Source organism: Acinetobacter sp. LoGeW2-3 (genome assembly GCF_002688565.1).
Classification (GTDB): domain Bacteria; phylum Pseudomonadota; class Gammaproteobacteria; order Pseudomonadales; family Moraxellaceae; genus Acinetobacter.
Window position 1 is genome coordinate 1,512,042 of record NZ_CP024011.1, and the last position, 19,990, is coordinate 1,532,031.

The following is a 19,990-nucleotide window of genomic DNA, read 5'->3' on the forward strand; positions in this document are numbered from 1 at the left end:
TCACCTTGCTTGAACAACAATGATTAGATTAATTGTTATGTTATAATATAACAATATTATTTTCAATATAAGCTCGGTTACGATCTGTATCTAGGCGTGATTCTTATTAAAGCTTAAGCACGTTTCGGTACCAGCTCTTCAAAGACATCACTCAAGTCATCTTTAACTTTCAAATGAATCAGGTTCCAGTATTGTCCAGAAATGGTCCGGTTCACCATTAACGTATCTGGAGAGGGCTTAAATACATCCCAATATTTTAAGGATGGTTTAATCAATTCCATACCATCATGATGTGCCGAGTTTTCCTCAAAATCATAATAACCATTCAGTGGACGTAACAACACTTCCAGCCATTGTTCATATAATTCTTGAGGGAATTTGCCCAGTTCTGTAAGTGATTTGAGTGAGTCTAACTGCTGCTCAATCATCGGGATATTCTGTTCCCGAGCGGCATGGACTAACTCTCTAAAATGACCAATCACCTCTGTAGATAAAGTTTTCACGCCACCGAAATCATAAATAATGACAGTGCCATCTTCACGGAAGGCGAAGTTACCCGGATGTGGGTCACAGTGGAAACGGCGCAAATAGAAAATTTCCTGACCTATGGCACGAAACAGGCGACGCCCTAAATCATTACGAATTTCCAATGGCCAGGTGCTGGCAGTTTCAATGCTTTCACCATGTTCCAGACTTAGGGTCAGAATATGGCGGGATGAATAATCCGGATAAACTTGCGGAATCATAATTTTGCTATCCAGGGTTTCGTGGAAAGCACGGGCTACATCCAGATTCTGGGCTTCGATCTCATAGTTCAGCTCATCGTCCAGACTATGCTGGATTTCCTTAAACAGCTGATCTTGCAGTTTACGGTCAATTTTCAATACGCCCATTAGACGTAGTGCCAGACGAACCTGTTTCAGGTCGCTTTCACAGGCTTCTTCCACACCCGGATATTGCACCTTGACCACGACTTGCTGACCATTCGGTAAGGTGGCTTTGTGCACCTGACCAATCGAGGCAGCTGCAAAAGGTTTAGGTTCAAAATCCTGGAAAATCTGTTCTAGTGGTTTACCGAGTTCTTTTTCGACCTGGGCTTTGATCACATTAAATGGCATAGCTGGCGCCTGACGTTGCAGCTTAGAAATGGCACGTGCCACTTCAGGCGGGAAAATGTCTTTATATTGAGAGGCGATCTGACCCACTTTCATTACCGCGCCTTTCATTTCTCCCAGAGTGTCAGCAATCTGCACGCCAATGTCCTGAAAAAGTTTGCTGCGCGATGCATTTTTCTGCTCTTCGTCGGCAGTTAAATTTTTAATAGAATTTGATAGTGTTTTGCTGGCGATACTTGCTGTCATACCGGCAAGTTTCATAAAGCGACGACCGGGTGTGCTAGCCGTTTTTGCCATGCGGAATTCCTCAAAATCATCTTTTTAATACTGCCTTTGATCATAGGTGACAAAGGCGTAAATGCCTATAACTAATTGTAGAGGTTGTGTTGCCAGGTCAATCTCATGCTTCACAATTCCTTCAAAAGTCTTCCAAAAACTATGCCAATCCAGCTTTAGTTTCGTTATAAGTATTGATTAGGCTGAATATTCATTTTGATTTTTTATATATTGATGGGATTAGAATAGTCAGCATTGTTTAAGCTAAGACTATTTCATGAAAGTTTATCGTTATTTTACCGGCAAGGATGATGTGCATTTTTGTGCCAGAGTCACCAAGGCATTGAATGAAGGTTATGAGCTGTATGGCTCACCCACCATGACTTTTAATGGTACGGATGTGATTGTGGGGCAGGTGGTGATTAAAGAAGTAGCAGATGAGTCGGAGATTCCGCAGGGCTTAAAGGATGCAATATCGGCAGGTCAATCTTGATTGGGTTGATTTCAGCACGGCCGCATATTGTTATTAGGGTTTTGATATTAGCGTGTAGGCTTGATTTACTTTTGACGGGGCAAAAGTAACAAAACCCCTTCATTGGTCTGATGCTACTTCCCTGTAGCACAGATCAATGACGGCATCCATGCCGCCTGATAGGTAATTCAATATAGATTTGAAAATTAATCCTTTTTTAATTTTTTTAAGCCTGCTGACTTAAACGTTTATTGTTGCCATAGAGACGCATTAGTAAAAGTACACAAGCTATACTAAGACCGACAATCAGCCCGACCCAGACACCGGCAGCACTCATATCACTAAAGCGAGATAGATAGACACCAACCGGGAAGGCAATCACCCAATAAGCAATCATGGTGATCCACATCGGACCTTTTGTGTCTTGCATACCGCGTAAGCAACCTGCGGCACTGATTTGCCATGCATCCATCATTTGATAGGCAATTGCGAACAGCACCAGATATACTGCGATCTGGGTAACCTGCATGTCTGAGGTATACAACGCCACAATTTCATGCTTAAAGAACCACAGCAGAAGCATGGTTAATATCGCAAGTACAGTGGCAGTGGCTAAACCGAGCCATTGCACCTTACGCATCGCCACCCAGTTTTTCTCACCATAATAGGTGCCAACACGAATGGTGAGTGCAATCGCCAAGGACATTGGAATCATAAACAGCTGCGAAGTAATCGAAATCGCAATCTGGTGTGCTGCGACAATGGTTTCACCAAGCGGACTCAGCACAATCGCCGCCGTACTGAAAATACTCACTTCAAAGAAAATTGCCAGACCGATTGGCAGACCGAGTTTTAAAATACGCTTGAGCCAATAGCTGTTAATCTTTTCCCAATGAGTAAAAGGTTGGGTCGCCTGATAGGACTTATTTTTTAGGATATAAGTTGCAAGCGTAACCAGCATCAGCCATTGTAGAATCGCTGTAGCAAAACCACAGCCAGCACTGCCGAGTGCTGGAATCGGACCGAATCCATACATAAAGATGTAGTTCAGCGGAATCAATGCCAGCAGTGCTAATAAACTGATAGCGGTTACTGGTCGAGGATAGCCAATCGCTTCGGAATAACCACGCAGCGCTGCATACATAGTCACAGCCGGCATACCAAAACCAATCGCGTGCAGGAACAAACTGGCTTTAGGTTGTAAGCTTTCCGGTACACCAAGTAATGGTAGGGTTAAAGGCAGAATTTGCAAGACTAAACCAGCAATGATCCCGAGCACTAACGCAACCCAAAGCGATTGGCGTGCAATGGTTGAAATTTTTTCAGGAGTACGAGCGCCATAGGCTTCTGCAACTAGAGGAGTCGTGGCGATCATGATGCCACTAAACAGTAACATCACTGGAATCCATAAACCGACCCCAACTGCAATGGCAGCTAAGTCAGTTGCAGACAAATGCCCCGCCATAATCGTATCAATCAGACCAAGTCCGGCTTGGGAAAACTGGGTTACCAAAATTGGCAACATTAAAGTAAACAGTCGTTTTAATTCAAAGCTTAGGGTTGTGGCTGACGAAACATTCGACACAAAAAATACTCATCTTTCATCATGTGCTTAGATATAAGGTTTAGCGTTGTAAAGTGAGAAGCACACCTATAAAAATCACCACGCCACCCAGAAGACGTTGCCAGTTGAGTTGTATTCTTTCACTACCGAGCCAGCCAAAATGATCGATGATCATCGATGAAACCAGCTGTCCAAAAATCACCAGAGCGGACAAAGCGAGTAACCCAAGTTTAGGCGCGCTATAGATGCTCATACTGATCGCATAGACGCCGAGAACACCCCCCAACCATAAATACCAGGGCAATTGTGCGAATGTGCTCAGGCCCGGTTTATCGACCTGCTGAAAAAATACCAACACAGCAAGCAATATTGTACCAATCAGAAAGGAGAAAAGGGCAGCTTGTAAGGGAGAATATAAATATTCCCGCAGTTGGGTATTAATACCGGTCTGAAAACTCAGGGCAATACCAATGGCCATTGCCAAAGGAATAAACAGCAGGATTTCGGAAGATATTTTCATTCTCAGGGTCTTGTTTTTGTTGGACTAAACTGAGTCTACTGTAAAGCGGATCAGAATTCATAAGCAGGGTACTTTTGTCATGCTAAAATACAACAAAATTCATCTGATGTTCTGAGCACTGTCCTTGACTGATTTAAACCCTGCCGCTATTCCACTGTCCTTATATATCCACATGCCATGGTGTGTGCGCAAATGTCCATATTGTGATTTTAATTCGCATGCGGTGCCTGACGGTAAACTGTCTTTGGATTTGGAGCAGGAATATTTGCATGCCTTGGTTGAAGATTTTAAAACCCAGGTTAGCTTTGCACAGGGGCGTCAGATTCATAGTGTATTTATTGGTGGCGGTACGCCGTCGCTGATTTCTGCGCAAGGTTATCAGTGGCTATTTAGCCAATTAAAAGTACTAATTCCGTTTGAAGAAGACTGTGAAATTACCCTGGAAGCCAATCCGGGGACGGTAGAGCATGATCCGTTTGCTGGTTATCTGGCTGCTGGAATCAACCGTCTTTCTATTGGCGTACAAAGTTTTAATACTGAGCATTTAAAAAAGCTGGGGCGTATTCATAGCAATGGTGATGCAATCTCGGCGATTGCGCATGCCAAAGAAGCTGGTTTTCAGCGTATCAATGTTGATCTGATGCATGGCTTGCCAGAACAGACTTTGGAACAGGCTTTAAATGATTTAAAACTTGCGGTGGCAAATGGTGCAACCCATATCTCCTGGTATCAGCTCACGATTGAACCGAATACTGTATTTTTCCGGACTCAACCGATTTTACCTGTGGATGAGGTCTTGGAGGATATTCAGGAACAGGGTGAGGCATATTTAAAATCTCAGGGCTTTATCAATTATGAAGTCTCTGCATGGCGTAAGGAGTTGCCATCGGCGCATAATCTGAATTACTGGCAGTTTGGCGATTACTTGTCGATTGGAGCTGGGGCACACGGGAAAGTGACTCAACCGGATGGGATTTATCGTTTCCAGAAAACCCGTTTGCCAAAAGACTATTTAGCCAAAGTACCCGCAGAGCATTTGCAGTTTAAGCCGATTGCAGCGGAAGACATGCCATTTGAATTTATGATGAATGCATTGCGTTTAAATGAGGGTGTTGAAGCGAAGCTGTATGCAGAGCGTACTGGCCTCAGTCTGGATAGCCTAAATGAATTGCTGACTTCACTGCGTCAGCGCAAACTCATGGTTGAAGATCTAGAATGTCTGGCATGTACCGAGCAGGGACATATATTTTTAAATTCAGTTTTGGAAGAGTTTTTATAAGACTTAATCTTGTATTCTAACTCGATGTAAGTGAGCCTTTCGGTGACCTTTATCTCCTACTGCAAAAAGGATGTTTAATTCTTTTCTCACCCCATCAATCGCTAAACCTTCAGGTTCCCAGAGGTTAGAATTACCAATAGTTCTTGCCTCTCTCATACCAAGATTAAGATTATCTATTTTTTGAATAATTTTTCCTGATAGATCATAAACGTATAAGCGTTTAGAAAATAAATTTCCTTTCCCGCTTAACATATACACATATCTACCATCTGTAGTCATTGCTTGGAATGGTTGTCCGCCTTGAGTAAAATCCGGATCAACTTGCCATTCATTATTAAATTTTGAGGTAATATCTGTTTGATTTCTAATCTTTGGAAAAGAATAGATCCGTATAATATTTGATTTCCCCTTTTTTCCTCTTACTACCATTATTTTTCCATCCGGAGAAATAGAAGGCATCGTATTCAAATTGGTATTATAGGTTTCATCAAATACTTTAATAATTTTTATATTTTTAGGTAAGGATTTTGGACTATAATTAAACTTAGTAATATACCAACCATTATTTACAACCCCTGTTCCACTTGAACTATATAGAGTACCAGATAAAGGATCTAGGGTAATTCCTTGATGTCCAATTAAATTAGAAGGGTTTTGAGTATCGCTAGCTATCCACTGTTTAGCTTTGTTGTTTATTTTAAAACGGTTTAACACTCCTTTTTCAGGATTGCCAGTAACATGTAATGTATAAAAGGTTTCACGTTTAGAATCTATCGTTAGACCTTGAACAACATTATTTTTTCCTGCACCTCGCCTTAATACAAGAGTAGGTTTATTTGAATATTGATCAAATAAATTTGAAAAAAATGTAGATTTTTTTTCGAGAAAATTCTGATTAAGAGGAATTGCTATAGCTCCTAATGAGATAAGGTAAATACTTAAACCTAAAGTGCAGGTAAGTAATATTTTCATTATATTCAAGTCTCATTAAAAGAACTGTTAAAGTATAGTTGATAGAGGTTATTTTTCTTAAATATAGTCGTCAAGACAATTAAAATTTTTGTTAAGAAATAATTTTTATAAAAAAGAGCGCACAGGCGCTCATTTTTTTTTATTCATCTTAACGATGCTTAGGCGGCATTTTGTGGTGTGGACCATTGTGATGATTTTTGTTGAAGAAGCCTTTATGGTCTTTCTTATCAAATCTGTCATGACGGTCATGTTTGTTGAAATGCGGTTTAGGGGGCGCTTTATGGAAACCACCTTTATGGGGCATTGGTTTATGATCAAAATGCGCTGCATGTGACGGAGCATGATGGTTATTACTAGGTGCAGCCATTGCCGACATAGTTGCAGTAGTTGCGATCAAGCCGATCATGAGGGAAGAAATCAATTTTTTCATGGTGATCCTCTATTTATTCAATGAGCTCATCATAAGAGTCTGTAGTGGAGAGAAGATGAAGCTATAGATTGCGCTTTTGTAAACTTGAAAGTTTTTTATTATTTTTAATTTAAGTTTATGAAATAGTTAAATTATTAACATTATTTTGAAGCTTTAAATCATAATTTTTGATTTTAAAATCATCAAACTTCTTCTTAATTCCTTCATGTTTTTACACTTTTGAAATCAGATGAATAAATTTGGTAGAGCATCTTGAATTGAAAGGTGAGGGCTTGGAGAGAAGTAAGGCTTTAATTAGTTGATTTGAGGTGAACATTCATTTATTTAGGGCACAAAAAAAGCACTCTAATGAGTGCTTTTTTTCATCTTAGCAACGATTAGATTGCAGTGATGTTAGTAGCTGTAGGACCTTTTTGGCCTTGAGCAACGCTGAAAGAAACCTTTTGGCCTTCAGCTAAAGTTTTGAAACCTGAACCTTGGATTTCGCTGAAGTGAGCGAAAACGTCTGGACCATTGTCTTGTTGAATGAAGCCAAAACCTTTAGTTTCGTTGAACCACTTAACTGTACCGGTAACTGTATTAGACATAATATAACCTATTGAGTTTTATTGATTTATAGCCAATCATTTTGAATGACTAAGATGTAACTTGGAAAAATAGACAGGATGGAGCTTTTGATCTATAAAAACGGAGGTTTATGACTAAAACTGCGATACTTAAAGAAGACTAACCAAAACAAGAATTTTTCTAGTTGCAACCATCATACCCGGAATTCTCAGATATTCAAGCTGTATATCACTATTATTTTTTATGCAGTTGATATCACTGAAAATAAAATTGTAGAAAATTTCGACAGCATCATAAAATCAAGGATTTATTAAGCCGTAAACAAAAAAAAGAGCGCCGTGGCGCTCTTCTTATTTTTAATTTAAAAATTCAGCGAGAACTTAGTAATCGAAACTAAAGTGTTCAGATGCCAGTGAAGTCATGGTTTTAGATGGATTGACCATCGCTTCAGCATGACCTTGCGTACGTGGCAACATACGCTCGAAGTAGAAATCAGCGGTTTTGATCTTCGCTTTATAGAACTCAGGAACTTCAGCACCGTTACCTTCAGCCAGTTTCGCTGAAGCCACGGCAGCCTGTTGAGCCCAGAAATACGCCATCATCACATAGCCTGAGAACATCAAGAAATCGACAGATGCAGAAGATACGATGTCACGGTCCTTACGGGCAGCCAGCATGATACGAACAGTTAATGCATTCCACTGTGCACATAGCTTGGTTAAGTCCCAAGCGAAACGGCGCATATACTTGTTACGAGCATGCTGACCACAGAATTTCAGGATTTCTGCGGTGTAGTCACGAATCACTTTGCCTTTAGAAGTTAACAGCACTTTACGACCGATCAGATCCAGTGCCTGTACGCCTGTTGTGCCTTCATACAAGGTAGAGATACGTGAATCACGTACGATCTGTTCCATACCCCATTCTTTGATATAGCCGTGGCCACCAAAGACTTGCATACCGTGATTCGCTGCTTCATAGCCCAGTTCAGTCAGGAAGCCTTTCAAAATAGGAGTATAGAAACCTAAGTGATCATCATGCGCTTCAAATGCTGCTGTATCACCGCGAACCAGAGCATCATTCATTTTGTCCGCAATTTGCGCTGCGTGATAAATCATTGAACGACCACCTTCAGCAATCGCTTTCTGAGTCAGCAACATACGGCGCACGTCAGCATGGTGAATGATGGCATCCGCTACTTTTTCTGGATCTTTCTTGCCAGAAAGGGCACGCATCGACATACGCTCTTTGGCATAAGGCAGAGCACCTTGGAAAGACAGCTCTGCATGGCAGATCCCTTGAATTGCAGTACCGATACGTGCGGTATTCATAAAGGTAAACATTGCATGTAAACCTTTATTTTTTTCACCAATTAGGTAGCCGACTGCATTATCAAAGTTCAACACTGCAGTTGCAGATGCGCGGATCCCCATTTTGTGTTCAATCGAACCACAAGTTACCGGGTTACGTTCACCGACACCGCCATCAGCTGATGGAATGAACTTCGGTACGATGAATAGGGAAATACCTTTAGTGCCTGCAGGTGCATCTGGCAGGCGCGCAAGTACGATATGAATAATGTTTTCAGTCAGGTCATGTTCACCAGCAGAGATAAAAATCTTGGTGCCTGAAATCGCATAAGTGCCATCCGCATTTGGTTCAGCTTTGGTTTTGACCTGACCCAAGTCGGTACCACATTGTGGTTCAGTCAGACACATCGTACCGGACCAAGTGCCTGCTACCAGGTGTGGTAGATAAAGATTTTTTTGCTCATCTGAACCAAATTGCATAATCGTGTTGATACAGCCGACGCTTAAGCCTGGGTACATCTGGAAGGACCAGTTGGCCGTCCCCATCATTTCAGATTTCACCAGATTTAAAGACATTGGCAGGTTTTGACCACCGAATTCTTCAGGATAAGAAAGACCTTGCCAGCCACCTTGTACGAACTGATCGTATGCTTCTTTAAAGCCTTTCGGTGTAGTCACTTCGCCATTTTCAAAATGACAACCTTCCAGATCACCACTTTGATTCAGTGGAGAAAGCACGTTTTCACAGAAATCTGCCGCACCTTCCAGAATCATATCCACGGTGTCAGTATCGGCATATTCACCATTTGACAGCGTCTGGTAATGTGCAGGGTAATCAAGCACTTCATTCATAAGGAAGCGAATGTCGCGTAACGGGGCTTTATATGCTGGCATGCGTTTTAATCCTGATTAAAATAGTTTTGGATTATCTGTATCGATTCTCTGATTATTCACATTGCTGTTAAAAATACATTGATAAGGCACGCAAATAAAAATGTCAGAAAGGCGAATCGAATTGATCTAAAAATATAGGCAATTCAAGTTAAAGGTATGAAGTAATAATGAGTGGTGAAAAATAAAAAAAGCTTATATGAAATGACTTTAACGAATAAATAATGGATTTGTCCAGATGATATTTCGAGTAATTTGTTCGCAAATATTATTACCTATAAATGAATAGAAGTAGTGTCATTAAATCCAATTTAGAGTTTGGGTATCGCCTTCTGTCGGAAAATAAAAAGAGCCTCCGGAGAGACTCTTGAATCACAATGAAAGCTTAAAGCAGCTTAAAGAAAATCTTTCAGCTCAGGTTTGACACCATTCCAGATGGAGAAAGATTCAATCGCTTGACCGACCAGCATGCCAAAACCTTCCGCGGTAGGAACACCACGCGCACGAGCTTGATCCAGGAAAGTGGATGGTTTGCCATAGGCCATTTCATAGGCATGCTTAAATTGTAGTGCTTCTGGCAGGATTAAGGCATCACCACTCAGGCTGGCAGATGTCGCGTTAATAATGATGTCGAAATTACCCGCTAGATCAGTTAAGGCAATCGCTTGCAGTTCAGCTTGTGGTACGGCATCTTTCAGATCCGCAATTAACTGTTCAGCACGGGCGAGGGTACGATTGGCAATGACAATTTTTTTCGCACCTGCTTGTACGAGGGGGTAGATCACGCCACGAGTCGCACCACCAGCACCAATAATCAGAATATCGGTATTTTCCAGCTTCCAGTCTAACGCACGAATGGCTTCAACCAGGCCTTGACCATCAGTATTGTCACCATGCAAGATGCCATTTTCCATCCATAACGTATTCACTGCGCCAGCAATACGGGCGCGTTCAGTCAGCACCTGACACTGGGCATAGGCTTGTTCTTTAAAGGGAACCGTGACATTCATGCCGATACCGCCTTGGGCAAAAAAGTCCTGAATATTGGCTTCAAAGCCATCTAGCGGAGCGAGGCGTTTACTATAGATGAGATCAATGCCGGTTTTAGCGGCAAAGGCATGATGTAATTCAGGAGAACGTGATTGTTCAATCGGGTTGCCAATAACAGCAAATTGTTTGCTCATTTCACAGTGTCCATGTGCTGAAATGCCCAACAATATACGTGAAAATGGGTATGGACTAAAGTGAAGAAAGGTCTAATTCTATAAGCTTATTTTTAGGAATTACAGGTTTTAATAATACGTTCAGTCAGTAGCAGGGCGCCACTTAAAATAATACCAATAATCATAAGAACACTGACACTAATTGCCAGACTGTCTAGGAGAAGATCCTTGGTTAAGAATGTTGTAGTAATTGCGCTGACTGTCACGGCCAGAAATATCCACATCATCAGCACATGATTATTGCGACGTTGTAGCTGCATATATTTTTTACCTTGTGTTTTTAAGATTTTACTATACAGGAGAGCTTGCGACGAAGTGAGGGCATTTCTGCTTATTTATATAAAGAAAGGTTTCTAAATGTTTACAGGATTTTTTTCTTTCACCTTTATTGTATCAAAGAATTACTTTTGTGAATTTTAGAATAGTTTTTGTGAGCACAATGGCGTTTTAAAGAGAGGGAGGATCAGATCTTTTTCATGTAGAAATTCATCAGATCAAAAAAATGCTCTCAGGTTAAGAGCATTCTTACAGGTATCAAATTTATTTCTTTAACCCTTTCAGCCAGTCTCGTGGTTTCAAATAATAATCGGTAAGCCTTTTTTCTGGAGAACCTTCAGCCCATTCGGGACGATAGGACCAGCCAGTGAGTGGAGGTAAGCTGACTAAAATGGATTCAATCCGCCCACCAGTCTGTAAACCAAACAGAGTGCCGCGATCATAAACCAAATTGTATTCCACGTAGCGTCCACGACGATAAAGCTGGAACTCACGCTGTGCTTCGGTATAAGGCTTGTCCTGATTGCGCTGGAAGATAGGTAAGATTGCTTCTAGATAGCCATTACCAACCGCCTGCATGTATTTAAAGCAGGTTTCAAAATCCCATTGATTCAGGTCATCAAAGAATAAACCACCGACACCACGCTGTTCATCTCTGTGCTTCAAGTAGAAATAATCATCACACCATTTTTTGTGCTGTTCATAAACATCTTCGCCGAATGGCGCACAAAGGTCATGTGCAGTCTGATGCCATGAAAGTACATCTTCATCATTTGGGTAGAACGGTGTCAGATCGAAACCGCCGCCAAACCACCAGATCGGATCCTGGCCTTCTTTTTCAGCGACAAATAAACGCACATTGGCATGTGAGGTCGGCACATTCGGATTTTTAGGGTGAATCACCAAAGACACACCCATCGCCTGTGCTTTAGCGCCTGCAATCTGTGGATGACGTTCAGTGGCAGAAGCAGGCAGCTTGGAAATATTGATGTGCGAGAACATCACGCCGCCTTTTTCAATCACCGTGCCATTTTGCAGGACACGTGAGCGGCCACCGCCACCTTCAGGGCGTTCCCATTCATCAATGATAAATTCAGCCGAGCCACCGCCAGCACGTTCTTGTTGTTCGAGAGCCGCACAGATGCGCGCCTGTAAGTCGAGGAGGAATTCGCGTACGCGTTGAATATCCGCAGAAGTTGGATGCTGCATCAAAGCCCTCATGGGGAGAAAGAAAGACTGCCTACATCAAAGCATAAAATGACATAAAAATTAAGGTGTATTTGCCGATACTGACCATCTGAAAAGACTTTCAAGTCATGATAAATCCGGGTGGGGTAGTCTTCTAAATCCGACTGATATGCTGGGTTGAATTCTTTTTTCAGCCCCCACACAATAGCTTGAGATGCCCAATCTTTGGGTCAGTTCTTGATGGTTATAGGTGGATAATATGTCGGTTCAGGCTGCTTCCCTCATTCAAAAATATAATGTCCCAGGTCCACGCTATACCAGCTATCCAACTGTTCCCTATTGGGAAGAACAGCATTTTTCACTGGAGTTGTGGAAACAGACTTTAAAGCGTTCCTTCCTTGAATCGAATCAGACTGAAGGTATTAGTCTGTATATCCATCTGCCATTCTGTGAAAGCCTGTGCACCTTCTGTGGCTGTCATAAACGTGTCACTAAACGTCATGAAGTTGAACAGCCTTATATTCAGGCGGTGTTAAAAGAATGGAATCTGTATTGCGAACTCTTAGAACAAAAACCGGTAATTAAAGAAATTCACCTTGGCGGTGGTACACCAACCTTCTTTTCAATTGAGCATTTAGCTCAGCTGATTCAGGGGATTTTGTCCAAAGCCGAAATTGCACCTGAACATGAATTTAGCTTTGAAGGGCATCCGAACAATACCACTCGTGAACATTTGCAGGGCTTGTATGACTTGGGTTTCCGCCGGGTCAGCTACGGCGTGCAAGACTATAATGAGACTGTGCAAAAAGCCATTCACCGCATTCAACCTTATGAAAACGTCAAACAGGTGACCGAATGGGCGCGTGAAATTGGCTATACCTCGATTTCACATGATCTGGTGTTTGGCTTACCATTCCAGAGCCTAGATGATGTGCTGAATACTATTGATCAAACTAATACCCTTATGCCAGATCGTTTAGCTTTATATAGCTACGCGCATGTGCCATGGATCAAGGGCAATGGCCAACGCGGCTTTAAGGATGTCGATGTACCGAAAGATGAGATCAAACGCCAGTGCTATGAAGAAGGCAAAAATAAACTTCTAGTACATGGCTATCATGAAATTGGTATGGATCACTTTGCTTTGGAAAGTGACAGCATGTACCAATCTTTTAAAGAGGGTTCTTTGCACCGTAACTTTATGGGTTATACGGCATCTAAAACCCAGGTGATGATTGGACTCGGAATTTCATCTATCAGTGATAGCTGGTACGGCTTTGCCCAAAATGTGAAAACCATTGAAGAATATTATGAATATTTAGAAAGAAATGAGATCCCGGTCTTTAAAGGACATATCTTAAGTCAGGAAGATTTGATTATCCGTAAACATATTCTGAATTTGATGTGTAGCTTCACTACTTCCTGGGCTGATCCTAAGATGCAGTTTGCTGAAATTGAGGATGTGCTGGAGCAGTTGGAAGAAATGGCGCAGGATGAGTTAATTAAAATCGAAGACTCATTAGTCACAGTTTTAGAGAAAGGGAAACCTTTTGTACGCAATATCTGTATGGCTTTCGACCTGAGACTCAAGCGCAAAATGCCGGAGAACCGGATTTTTTCGATGACGATTTAAGAATCCCTCCAAACCTCCCTGAGCGAGACTTAAGCATTGCTTTAAGTTGAAGCGCAAGAAAGGGAGGCTTTTATTCCTCCTCTTTTTCAAAGAGGGGTTAGGGGAGATTTTAAAAGCAGGGTAAGATTTAATAAAAGAAAAATTAAAAATCATCCTTCCGATATAAATGTGCCATACGCTCATGTTTAGTCTTGAGGTATTGCTCATTAAATGGATTTAGACCAACTGTCAGCGGTACACGGTCCACTACATTAATACCTAATTCTTTAAGTGCATTGATTTTTGTCGGGTTATTGGTAATCAGACGAACCGCTTTCACACCCAAGTGATCCAGCATGATACTGCACATGTCATATTCGCGTGCATCGGCTGGTAAATTCAGCATTAAGTTAGCATCTACAGTGTCATGACCTTGATCTTGCAGGGCATAGGCACGGATTTTATTGGTCAAACCAATCCCGCGGCCTTCCTGACGCAAGTATAGGATCACCCCACGACCGACTTCATTAATCAGCTTTTGTGTCGCCTGAAGCTGCGGTCCGCAATCGCATTTCAGTGAAGCAAAAGCATCACCGGTTAAACATTCAGAATGTACACGTACCAGCACTGGTTCATCACTTGGCTCTTCCAGTCCTTTAGACAGTGCGACATGTTCTTCGCCAGTCTTAGGGTCTTGAAAAACAGTAATTTTAAATTCACCGTGAGCGGTAGGTAATCTTGATGTTGCGACAAACTCGATAGGCACAGCTGAACCCGTTAAATCCTGAAATTGCTCAAAGTATAGCGTAATGATTGGACATTAGTAGGGTTGCATAGATGAATTTCTGGAGAACATTTTCTTTTTTGTATAAAGCGAACGATAATAGTTGATAAACAGTAAGATTATTCAGGATAATCGTATTCTGCAAAATTTTACCCTGATCAGGATCATTGTTTAATATTGCGCCGGTAACAGCTTTACACAATTGAAGCTGCTACAATTCGACTATATGATCGGGACTCCCCCATAGACAGACCTAGCTTAGGATTTGCCAGGCTTTTGAAGGCTTTGCCATTTATGCTGTATACAGAAATACCAACTCAACGCCCTGTAACACCGTTGCTTGATGCGATCGATCATCCAGAGCAATTGCGTTCACTTGAGCAAAATCAGCTTGAGCAGGTGGCCGATGAGTTACGTCAGTACATTTTGTATGCTGCAGGACAAAGTGGTGGGCATTTTGGTGCCAATCTGGGGGTGATTGAGCTGACTGTGGCTTTGCACTATTGCTTCAATACGCCAAACGATCGCCTGATCTGGGATGTAGGTCATCAAGCCTATCCGCATAAAGCCTTAACCGGCCGTCGTGAACAACTGACCACTATTCGGGCCAAAGATGGTCTGGCTGCATTCCCGGCACGTGATGAATCTGAATTTGATACCTTTGGTGTAGGGCACTCTTCAACGGCGATTTCAGCAGGTTTGGGGATGGCACTCGCACGTCGCTATCAAAAGAATCCATGTGAAGTGGTGTCTATCATTGGTGATGGTGCCATGACCGCAGGTATGGCCTTTGAAGCCATGAATGACGCCGTAGCACACAATGCAGATCTGATGGTGGTGCTGAATGACAATGATATGTCGATTTCCTGCAGCACTGGTGGTTTTGCCAAGCATCTAGCAGCACTGTGGGAACGTGGCGAATCGGTAAATATTACTGCAGAAGGTGAAGCCTTCGTTCAGCCCCATCCAGAATGGGTATATAACTCACGTCTGCATTCTGCTGCGACTGATGCTGCGGATAATCTGTTTAAAGCAATTGGTTTTGATTACTTCGGTCCTTATGATGGCCATGATCTGAATCAATTGGTACATGTCTTTAATGCGCTGAAAAAGCGTAAAGGTCCACGCCTGATTCATGTCTATACTAAAAAAGGTAAAGGCTTTGCTCCGGCAGAAGCAGAACAAATTAAATATCACGCGATTAGTCGTTTAAATTCAGTGGCTGCTGTAAATACAGCACCAAAATATTCTGATGTCTTTGGTCAATGGCTTTGTGATGAAGCGGCTAAAGATGATCGCCTGCTTGCGATTACCCCAGCCATGTGTGAAGGCTCGGGTATGGTGAAATTTGCTAAAGATTATCCTGAGCGTTTCTTTGACGTTGCAATTGCTGAACAGCATGCAGTGACTTTGGCAGCTGGTATGGCCTGTGAGGGCTTAAAACCCGTTGTAGCGATCTATTCAACTTTCTTGCAACGTGGTTATGACCAGCTAGTGCATGATGTGGCGTTGCAGAATCTGGATGTGACCTTTGGTATCGATCGTGCAGGTTTAGTGGGTGAGGATGGTCCTACGCATGCTGGGGCTTATGACTATGCTTATATGCGGACCATTCCAAACCTAGTGATCATGGCGCCTAAAGATGAAAATGAATGTCGCCAGATGCTGCATACTGCTTATCTATATAAAGGTCCGGCAGCAGTACGTTATCCACGTGGCAATGGTCTAGGTGTTGAGATTCAGCAGGACATGGTTGAATTACCAATTGGTCAGGCGGAAATTGTCGCCAGCTTTAATAGTCAGCATGATGACTATATCTCTGTGCTGGCTTTCGGTAGTCGCGTACAGGCTGCGATCGATGCAGCACAAACTTTTGCAGCCAAACATGATGTGGCAGTGCGTGTGGTGAACATGCGTTTCATCAAACCACTCGACACACAAATGCTAGATGACATTGCACCAAGTACCAGTCTGTTTGTGACTGTAGAAGAACATGCAGTGATGGCCGGTGCGGGAAGTGCTGTGAATGAATATCTGGCAGAAGCACAGATTGTGAAACCAATCTTAAATCTCGGTCTGGCTGATACCTTTATGGCGCAAGCGACGCATGCACAGATGCTGCAACAGGCTGGCCTTGATGCTCAAGGCATTGAAAAGTCGATGAATCAGGCTTGGTCTTCACTGACTCAGGCAGTCTAAAACAACGCCTGCAAAATTTTAGAAACATTTTTTTCCCAAAAAGCCCTTATATTTGCTAAAATGTAAGGGCTTTTATGCATTATTCTTTATCAATATCTTCAAATTTGTAGTGGGTGTTCAATGGAACCTATGGTGGTGATGGCTGCGCGTGCGGCTCAATTAGTTGGTCAAGAGCTTTTAAAAGCGCATCAAAATCGTCATAAACTCGATCTACAAGTCGAAGAAAAAGGCATTGATGGTCCTGTAACGCGTGTTGACCGTTACCTGGAACAACTGACTATCGATACGCTGCGTAAAAGTTATAAAAACCACAGCTTCCTTGGTGAAGAGTTTGGTCTGCAAGAAGGTAAAGGTCACGACGCTGAATGGTGTTGGGTGATCGATCCTCTTGACGGTACACTAAACTTTATCAACGGTTTCCCGCATTTCTGTATCTCTATTGCTGTTCAGCACAAAGGCGTAACTCAACACGGTGTGATCTATGACCCTGTGAAAGACGAGCTATTCTCTGCAAGTCGTGGTCGTGGTGCAATGTTGAACCAGCGTCGTATCCGTGTAAACGTAAAAGACAACTTACAGAATTCTTTCCTGGCAGTCGGTCATGCTTACCGCGCTCAACGCGGCGGTGAAGTGGTGTCTTATGCGAAAAACCATTTTGAATCACTTTTAAATGTAACTGAAGCGGGTGCTCAATACCGCCGTGCAGGTTCTGCTGCACTGGATCTGGCTTATGTTGCTGCAGGTCGTTTAGATGGTTACTTTGAACTTGGTTTGAAACCTTGGGATATCGCCGCTGGTGAGCTGATTGTGAAAGAAGCTGGCGGTACCGTAGTTGATGCACGTGGTGGCAGCGAATCTATGGAAAAAGGTCAGGTCATTGCCTGCTCTATGAAAATGCTTAAACCTTTAATGCAGGCTGTTGTGCCAGCATGGGGCGAGGCAGCTAAATAATCGGGTTTAGATATTTTGATCTAACATCTATATAAGAGGCATCCTACGGGATGCCTTTTTTATTTCTGAAAAATATTTTTGCTGCTAAATATGGTTAAAATATCAACTAATTTTTGATTAATACAAAATAACAATAAAACTTAATGACATTATTTTAAATCCTGCTATAATCCGCGCACGCACTTAATTTCTGTTCGTTACCTGAACATTTCTCTTCTTATCATTGTGTATGCGCGTGCGGTCCAAAGAGAGGACGATATCTCGCGCCCCAATCGCTAAAGCGATTCCTTCAGGTTATGCCGTAATCATGCGTGCGTTATATCACATCGTCGTTACTCGGATCGCCGCTGAATGATCTCTTCTTTTCAGCGTTTATTGCTGTACCGCTTTTTGTCGATGTTCATTTGACTTTATTTTTAATGGAGCACCCAATTTCCGGGTGAAAGACTCTATGAGCAAAACTTTTGCTGATTTTCCTCTGCACGAATCCTTACAACAAGCTTTACAAGCACTAGGCTTTACTGCGCCTACACCTGTACAGGAACTATCTATTCCTGCGGCGCTTGAAGGTAAAGACCTTCTAGTGTCAAGCCAGACTGGTTCTGGTAAAACTGCGGCCTTCCTTCTCCCTACATTGAATGGCCTTGCAACTGAAGATACTTTCGTTCCGTTCAAAGAACGTATGAAAGCAGTGACTCAACCGAATATCCTGGTAATTTCACCAACACGTGAACTTGCACAACAGGTATGTCAGGATGCAATTGCATTTGTACGTCACATGAAAGGTGTTCGTATTGCTGCAATCATGGGTGGTATGCCATTTGGTAAACAAATTCAACAATTAAAAGGTGCACAAGTTGTTGTTGCGACTCCAGGTCGTTTACTTGATCTTGTAAACCGTCGCCAGATTAAACTGGACAAAGTTGATGCGTTAATCGTCGACGAAGCTGACCGTATGTTAGACCTTGGCTTCTCTGAAGACCTTGAGGCAATCGGTGACTTGGCTGCGAACCGTAAACAAACTTTGATGTTCTCTGCAACATTCGCTCCGCGTATCATTACACTTGCTGAACGCATGATGAATGAACCAGAACGTATTGCGATCGAAACTGGTCACTCTACTAATACTGACATCACTCAGACTTTGCACTGGACTGATGGTTTTGAGCACAAGAAAAAATTATTAACTCACTGGTTAAACGAAGAAGACGTTGATCAGGCAGTTGTATTTGCTTCTACTCAAGAAGATACCGATATGCTGGCTGAAGAACTTGCTGAAGCAGGTCTATCAGTTGTAGCACTTCATGGTGCAATGCCACAGACTGTTCGTAACCGTCGTCTGCGTAGTATCCGTGAAGGTCGTGCAAAAATCCTGGTTGCAACTGACGTTGCAGCGCGTGGTCTAGACGTACCAACAATTTCTCACGTAATTAACTTCGGTCTTCCAATGAAGAACGAAGACTATGTACACCGTATCGGTCGTACAGGTCGTGCGGGCCGTACTGGTAAAGCGATTACTTTAGCAACTTACCGTGAACGCGGTAAAATCCGTGCGCTTGAAGATTACCTAGATGCTCGTTTAGAAGTATCTGAAATCGAAGGTCTTGAGCCATCTCCACCTCCTGCACGTGGTAGCCGTGATGGCGCTGGTCGTGGTCGTGGTCGTGATGGCGGTCGTGGCGGCCGTGGTGGCTTCGGCGGTGGTCGTCGTTTCGAAGGTGAAGGTAACTTCAAACGTCGTGATGGTGGTGATGACCGTCCACGTCGTAGCTTCGATGACAAACCTCGTGGCGAACGTCCTGCGTTCGGTGGCGAAGATCGTCCACGTCGCGAGTTCAACAGCGATCGTCCACGTCGTGAAGGCGGTTTCGGTGATCGTCCTAAACGTGACTTCGGTGATCGTCCAGCTCCACGTCGTGAAGGTGGTTTCGGTGATCGTCCGCAACGTTCTTTCGATGACCGTCCAAAACGTGATTTTGGCGACCGTCCTCGTTTCGAAGGTTCTGATGACAACCGTGGTAACCGCGTAGACTACAAACCACGTCGTGAAGGTTCTTTCGGTGACCGTCCTAAACGTGATTTCGGTGATCGTCCAGCTCCACGTCGTGAAGGTGGTTTTGGTGACCGTCCTAAACGTGATTTCGGTGATCGTCCAGCTCCACGTCGCGAAGGTGGCTTCGGTGACCGTCCAGCACGTTCATTCGGTGATGACCGTCCTAAACGCGATTTTGGTGGCGATCGTCCACGTCGTAACTTCGATGACAAACCACGTGGTGAGCGTTCGTTCGGTGGTGAAGACCGTCCACGTCGCAAATTCAATGACTAATTGAATCTAGCCAGAAAAAACCAGCGGTAACGCTG

Annotated in this window: 17 protein-coding genes; 6 read left to right on the forward strand and 11 right to left on the reverse strand. The window is 42.9% G+C overall.

Features of this window, described 5'->3' with window-relative positions; translation table 11 throughout:
• Positions 1-113: 113 nt before the first annotated feature.
• Positions 114-1,412, reverse strand: coding sequence for an ABC1 kinase family protein (locus BS636_RS07205; RefSeq protein WP_099338167.1), 1,299 nt, complete (start codon positions 1,410-1,412; stop codon positions 114-116).
• Positions 1,413-1,668: 256 nt separating this feature from the next.
• On the opposite strand from BS636_RS07205, the gene BS636_RS07215 reads away from it, so the two are divergent.
• Positions 1,669-1,884, forward strand: coding sequence for a DUF1737 domain-containing protein (locus BS636_RS07215; protein ID WP_099338168.1), 216 nt, complete (start codon positions 1,669-1,671; stop codon positions 1,882-1,884).
• Between the two features lie 205 nt (positions 1,885-2,089).
• Here the strand turns inward: BS636_RS07215 and BS636_RS07220 are convergent, their stop codons facing one another.
• Complete coding sequence (locus BS636_RS07220; RefSeq protein ID WP_099338169.1) at positions 2,090-3,448, reverse strand: MATE family efflux transporter; 1,359 nt, start codon at positions 3,446-3,448, stop codon at positions 2,090-2,092.
• A 40-nt stretch (positions 3,449-3,488) separates the two neighbouring features.
• Complete coding sequence (locus tag BS636_RS07225; protein WP_099338170.1) at positions 3,489-3,947, reverse strand: DMT family transporter; 459 nt, start codon at positions 3,945-3,947, stop codon at positions 3,489-3,491.
• Positions 3,948-4,071: 124 nt separating this feature from the next.
• Here BS636_RS07225 and hemW point away from each other — a divergent pair, with 124 nt between their 5' ends.
• Positions 4,072-5,226 carry a radical SAM family heme chaperone HemW gene (gene hemW / locus BS636_RS07230; protein ID WP_099338171.1) on the forward strand — a complete coding sequence of 385 codons (1,155 nt, stop codon included), beginning with the start codon at positions 4,072-4,074 and terminating at the stop codon, positions 5,224-5,226.
• Positions 5,227-5,229: 3 nt separating this feature from the next.
• Here hemW and BS636_RS07235 read toward each other — a convergent pair whose 3' ends face one another.
• The 7 genes from BS636_RS07235 to hemF all read right to left on the reverse strand — a co-directional run bounded on the left by BS636_RS07235 (position 5,230) and on the right by hemF (position 12,104).
• Positions 5,230-6,198 (reverse strand): hypothetical protein, encoded by a 969-nt coding sequence (locus tag BS636_RS07235; RefSeq protein WP_099338172.1) that lies wholly within the window; start codon positions 6,196-6,198, stop codon positions 5,230-5,232.
• A gap of 148 nt (positions 6,199-6,346) precedes the next feature.
• On the reverse strand, positions 6,347-6,628 hold the full coding sequence (locus BS636_RS07240) for a hypothetical protein (RefSeq protein ID WP_171265995.1): 282 nt from the start codon (positions 6,626-6,628) through the stop codon (positions 6,347-6,349).
• A gap of 377 nt (positions 6,629-7,005) precedes the next feature.
• Entirely contained in the window at positions 7,006-7,215 is a 210-nt protein-coding gene (locus tag BS636_RS07245; RefSeq protein ID WP_004786992.1) for a cold-shock protein, read from the reverse strand.
• A 360-nt stretch (positions 7,216-7,575) separates the two neighbouring features.
• Positions 7,576-9,399, reverse strand: a complete 1,824-nt coding sequence (locus BS636_RS07250) for an acyl-CoA dehydrogenase C-terminal domain-containing protein (RefSeq protein WP_099338173.1) — start codon at positions 9,397-9,399, stop codon at positions 7,576-7,578.
• Between the two features lie 392 nt (positions 9,400-9,791).
• The gene (gene aroE / locus BS636_RS07255; RefSeq protein WP_099338174.1) at positions 9,792-10,580 is read right to left on the reverse strand and encodes a shikimate dehydrogenase; all 789 of its coding nucleotides are present in this window, start codon (positions 10,578-10,580) and stop codon (positions 9,792-9,794) included.
• A gap of 92 nt (positions 10,581-10,672) precedes the next feature.
• A complete protein-coding gene (locus BS636_RS07260; RefSeq protein WP_099338175.1) occupies positions 10,673-10,879 on the reverse strand; it encodes a hypothetical protein in 207 nt (68 codons plus the stop codon).
• A 280-nt stretch (positions 10,880-11,159) separates the two neighbouring features.
• Positions 11,160-12,104, reverse strand: a complete 945-nt coding sequence (gene hemF, locus BS636_RS07265; protein ID WP_099338176.1) for an oxygen-dependent coproporphyrinogen oxidase — start codon at positions 12,102-12,104, stop codon at positions 11,160-11,162.
• A 238-nt stretch (positions 12,105-12,342) separates the two neighbouring features.
• Here hemF and hemN point away from each other — a divergent pair, with 238 nt between their 5' ends.
• Complete coding sequence (gene hemN / locus BS636_RS07270) at positions 12,343-13,716, forward strand: oxygen-independent coproporphyrinogen III oxidase (RefSeq protein ID WP_099338177.1); 1,374 nt, start codon at positions 12,343-12,345, stop codon at positions 13,714-13,716.
• Between the two features lie 142 nt (positions 13,717-13,858).
• On the opposite strand, the gene ribA is transcribed toward hemN, so the two are convergent.
• Positions 13,859-14,461, reverse strand: a complete 603-nt coding sequence (gene ribA / locus BS636_RS07275) for a GTP cyclohydrolase II (protein ID WP_099338178.1) — start codon at positions 14,459-14,461, stop codon at positions 13,859-13,861.
• Between the two features lie 312 nt (positions 14,462-14,773).
• Here ribA and dxs point away from each other — a divergent pair, with 312 nt between their 5' ends.
• The 3 genes from dxs (at position 14,774) to BS636_RS07290 (ending at position 19,955) form a co-directional block, all read left to right on the forward strand.
• Positions 14,774-16,678, forward strand: a complete 1,905-nt coding sequence (dxs, locus tag BS636_RS07280; RefSeq protein WP_099338179.1) for a 1-deoxy-D-xylulose-5-phosphate synthase — start codon at positions 14,774-14,776, stop codon at positions 16,676-16,678.
• Positions 16,679-16,798: 120 nt separating this feature from the next.
• A complete protein-coding gene (locus tag BS636_RS07285) occupies positions 16,799-17,629 on the forward strand; it encodes an inositol monophosphatase family protein (protein WP_004809859.1) in 831 nt (276 codons plus the stop codon).
• 451 nt (positions 17,630-18,080) lie between these two features.
• Positions 18,081-19,955 carry a DEAD/DEAH box helicase gene (locus tag BS636_RS07290; RefSeq protein ID WP_099338180.1) on the forward strand — a complete coding sequence of 625 codons (1,875 nt, stop codon included), beginning with the start codon at positions 18,081-18,083 and terminating at the stop codon, positions 19,953-19,955.
• The last annotated feature ends 35 nt before the right edge of the window (positions 19,956-19,990 follow it).

Excerpts from the sequence above, each read along its gene's own strand:
- BS636_RS07205 (WP_099338167.1), bottom strand. The coding sequence starts at position 1,412 with ATGGCAAAAACGGCTAGCACACCCGGTCGTCGCTTTATGAAACTTGCC.
- BS636_RS07215 (WP_099338168.1), top strand. The coding sequence starts at position 1,669 with ATGAAAGTTTATCGTTATTTTACCGGCAAGGATGATGTGCATTTTTGT.
- BS636_RS07225 (WP_099338170.1), bottom strand. The coding sequence starts at position 3,947 with ATGAAAATATCTTCCGAAATCCTGCTGTTTATTCCTTTGGCAATGGCC.
- BS636_RS07235 (WP_099338172.1), bottom strand. The coding sequence starts at position 6,198 with ATGAAAATATTACTTACCTGCACTTTAGGTTTAAGTATTTACCTTATC.
- BS636_RS07240 (WP_171265995.1), bottom strand. The coding sequence starts at position 6,628 with ATGAAAAAATTGATTTCTTCCCTCATGATCGGCTTGATCGCAACTACT.
- BS636_RS07245 (WP_004786992.1), bottom strand. The coding sequence starts at position 7,215 with ATGTCTAATACAGTTACCGGTACAGTTAAGTGGTTCAACGAAACTAAA.
- BS636_RS07250 (WP_099338173.1), bottom strand. The coding sequence starts at position 9,399 with ATGCCAGCATATAAAGCCCCGTTACGCGACATTCGCTTCCTTATGAAT.
- aroE (WP_099338174.1), bottom strand. The coding sequence starts at position 10,580 with ATGAGCAAACAATTTGCTGTTATTGGCAACCCGATTGAACAATCACGT.
- BS636_RS07260 (WP_099338175.1), bottom strand. The coding sequence starts at position 10,879 with ATGCAGCTACAACGTCGCAATAATCATGTGCTGATGATGTGGATATTT.
- hemF (WP_099338176.1), bottom strand. The coding sequence starts at position 12,104 with ATGCAGCATCCAACTTCTGCGGATATTCAACGCGTACGCGAATTCCTC.
- hemN (WP_099338177.1), top strand. The coding sequence starts at position 12,343 with ATGTCGGTTCAGGCTGCTTCCCTCATTCAAAAATATAATGTCCCAGGT.
- dxs (WP_099338179.1), top strand. The coding sequence starts at position 14,774 with ATGCTGTATACAGAAATACCAACTCAACGCCCTGTAACACCGTTGCTT.
- BS636_RS07285 (WP_004809859.1), top strand. The coding sequence starts at position 16,799 with ATGGAACCTATGGTGGTGATGGCTGCGCGTGCGGCTCAATTAGTTGGT.
- BS636_RS07290 (WP_099338180.1), top strand. The coding sequence starts at position 18,081 with ATGAGCAAAACTTTTGCTGATTTTCCTCTGCACGAATCCTTACAACAA.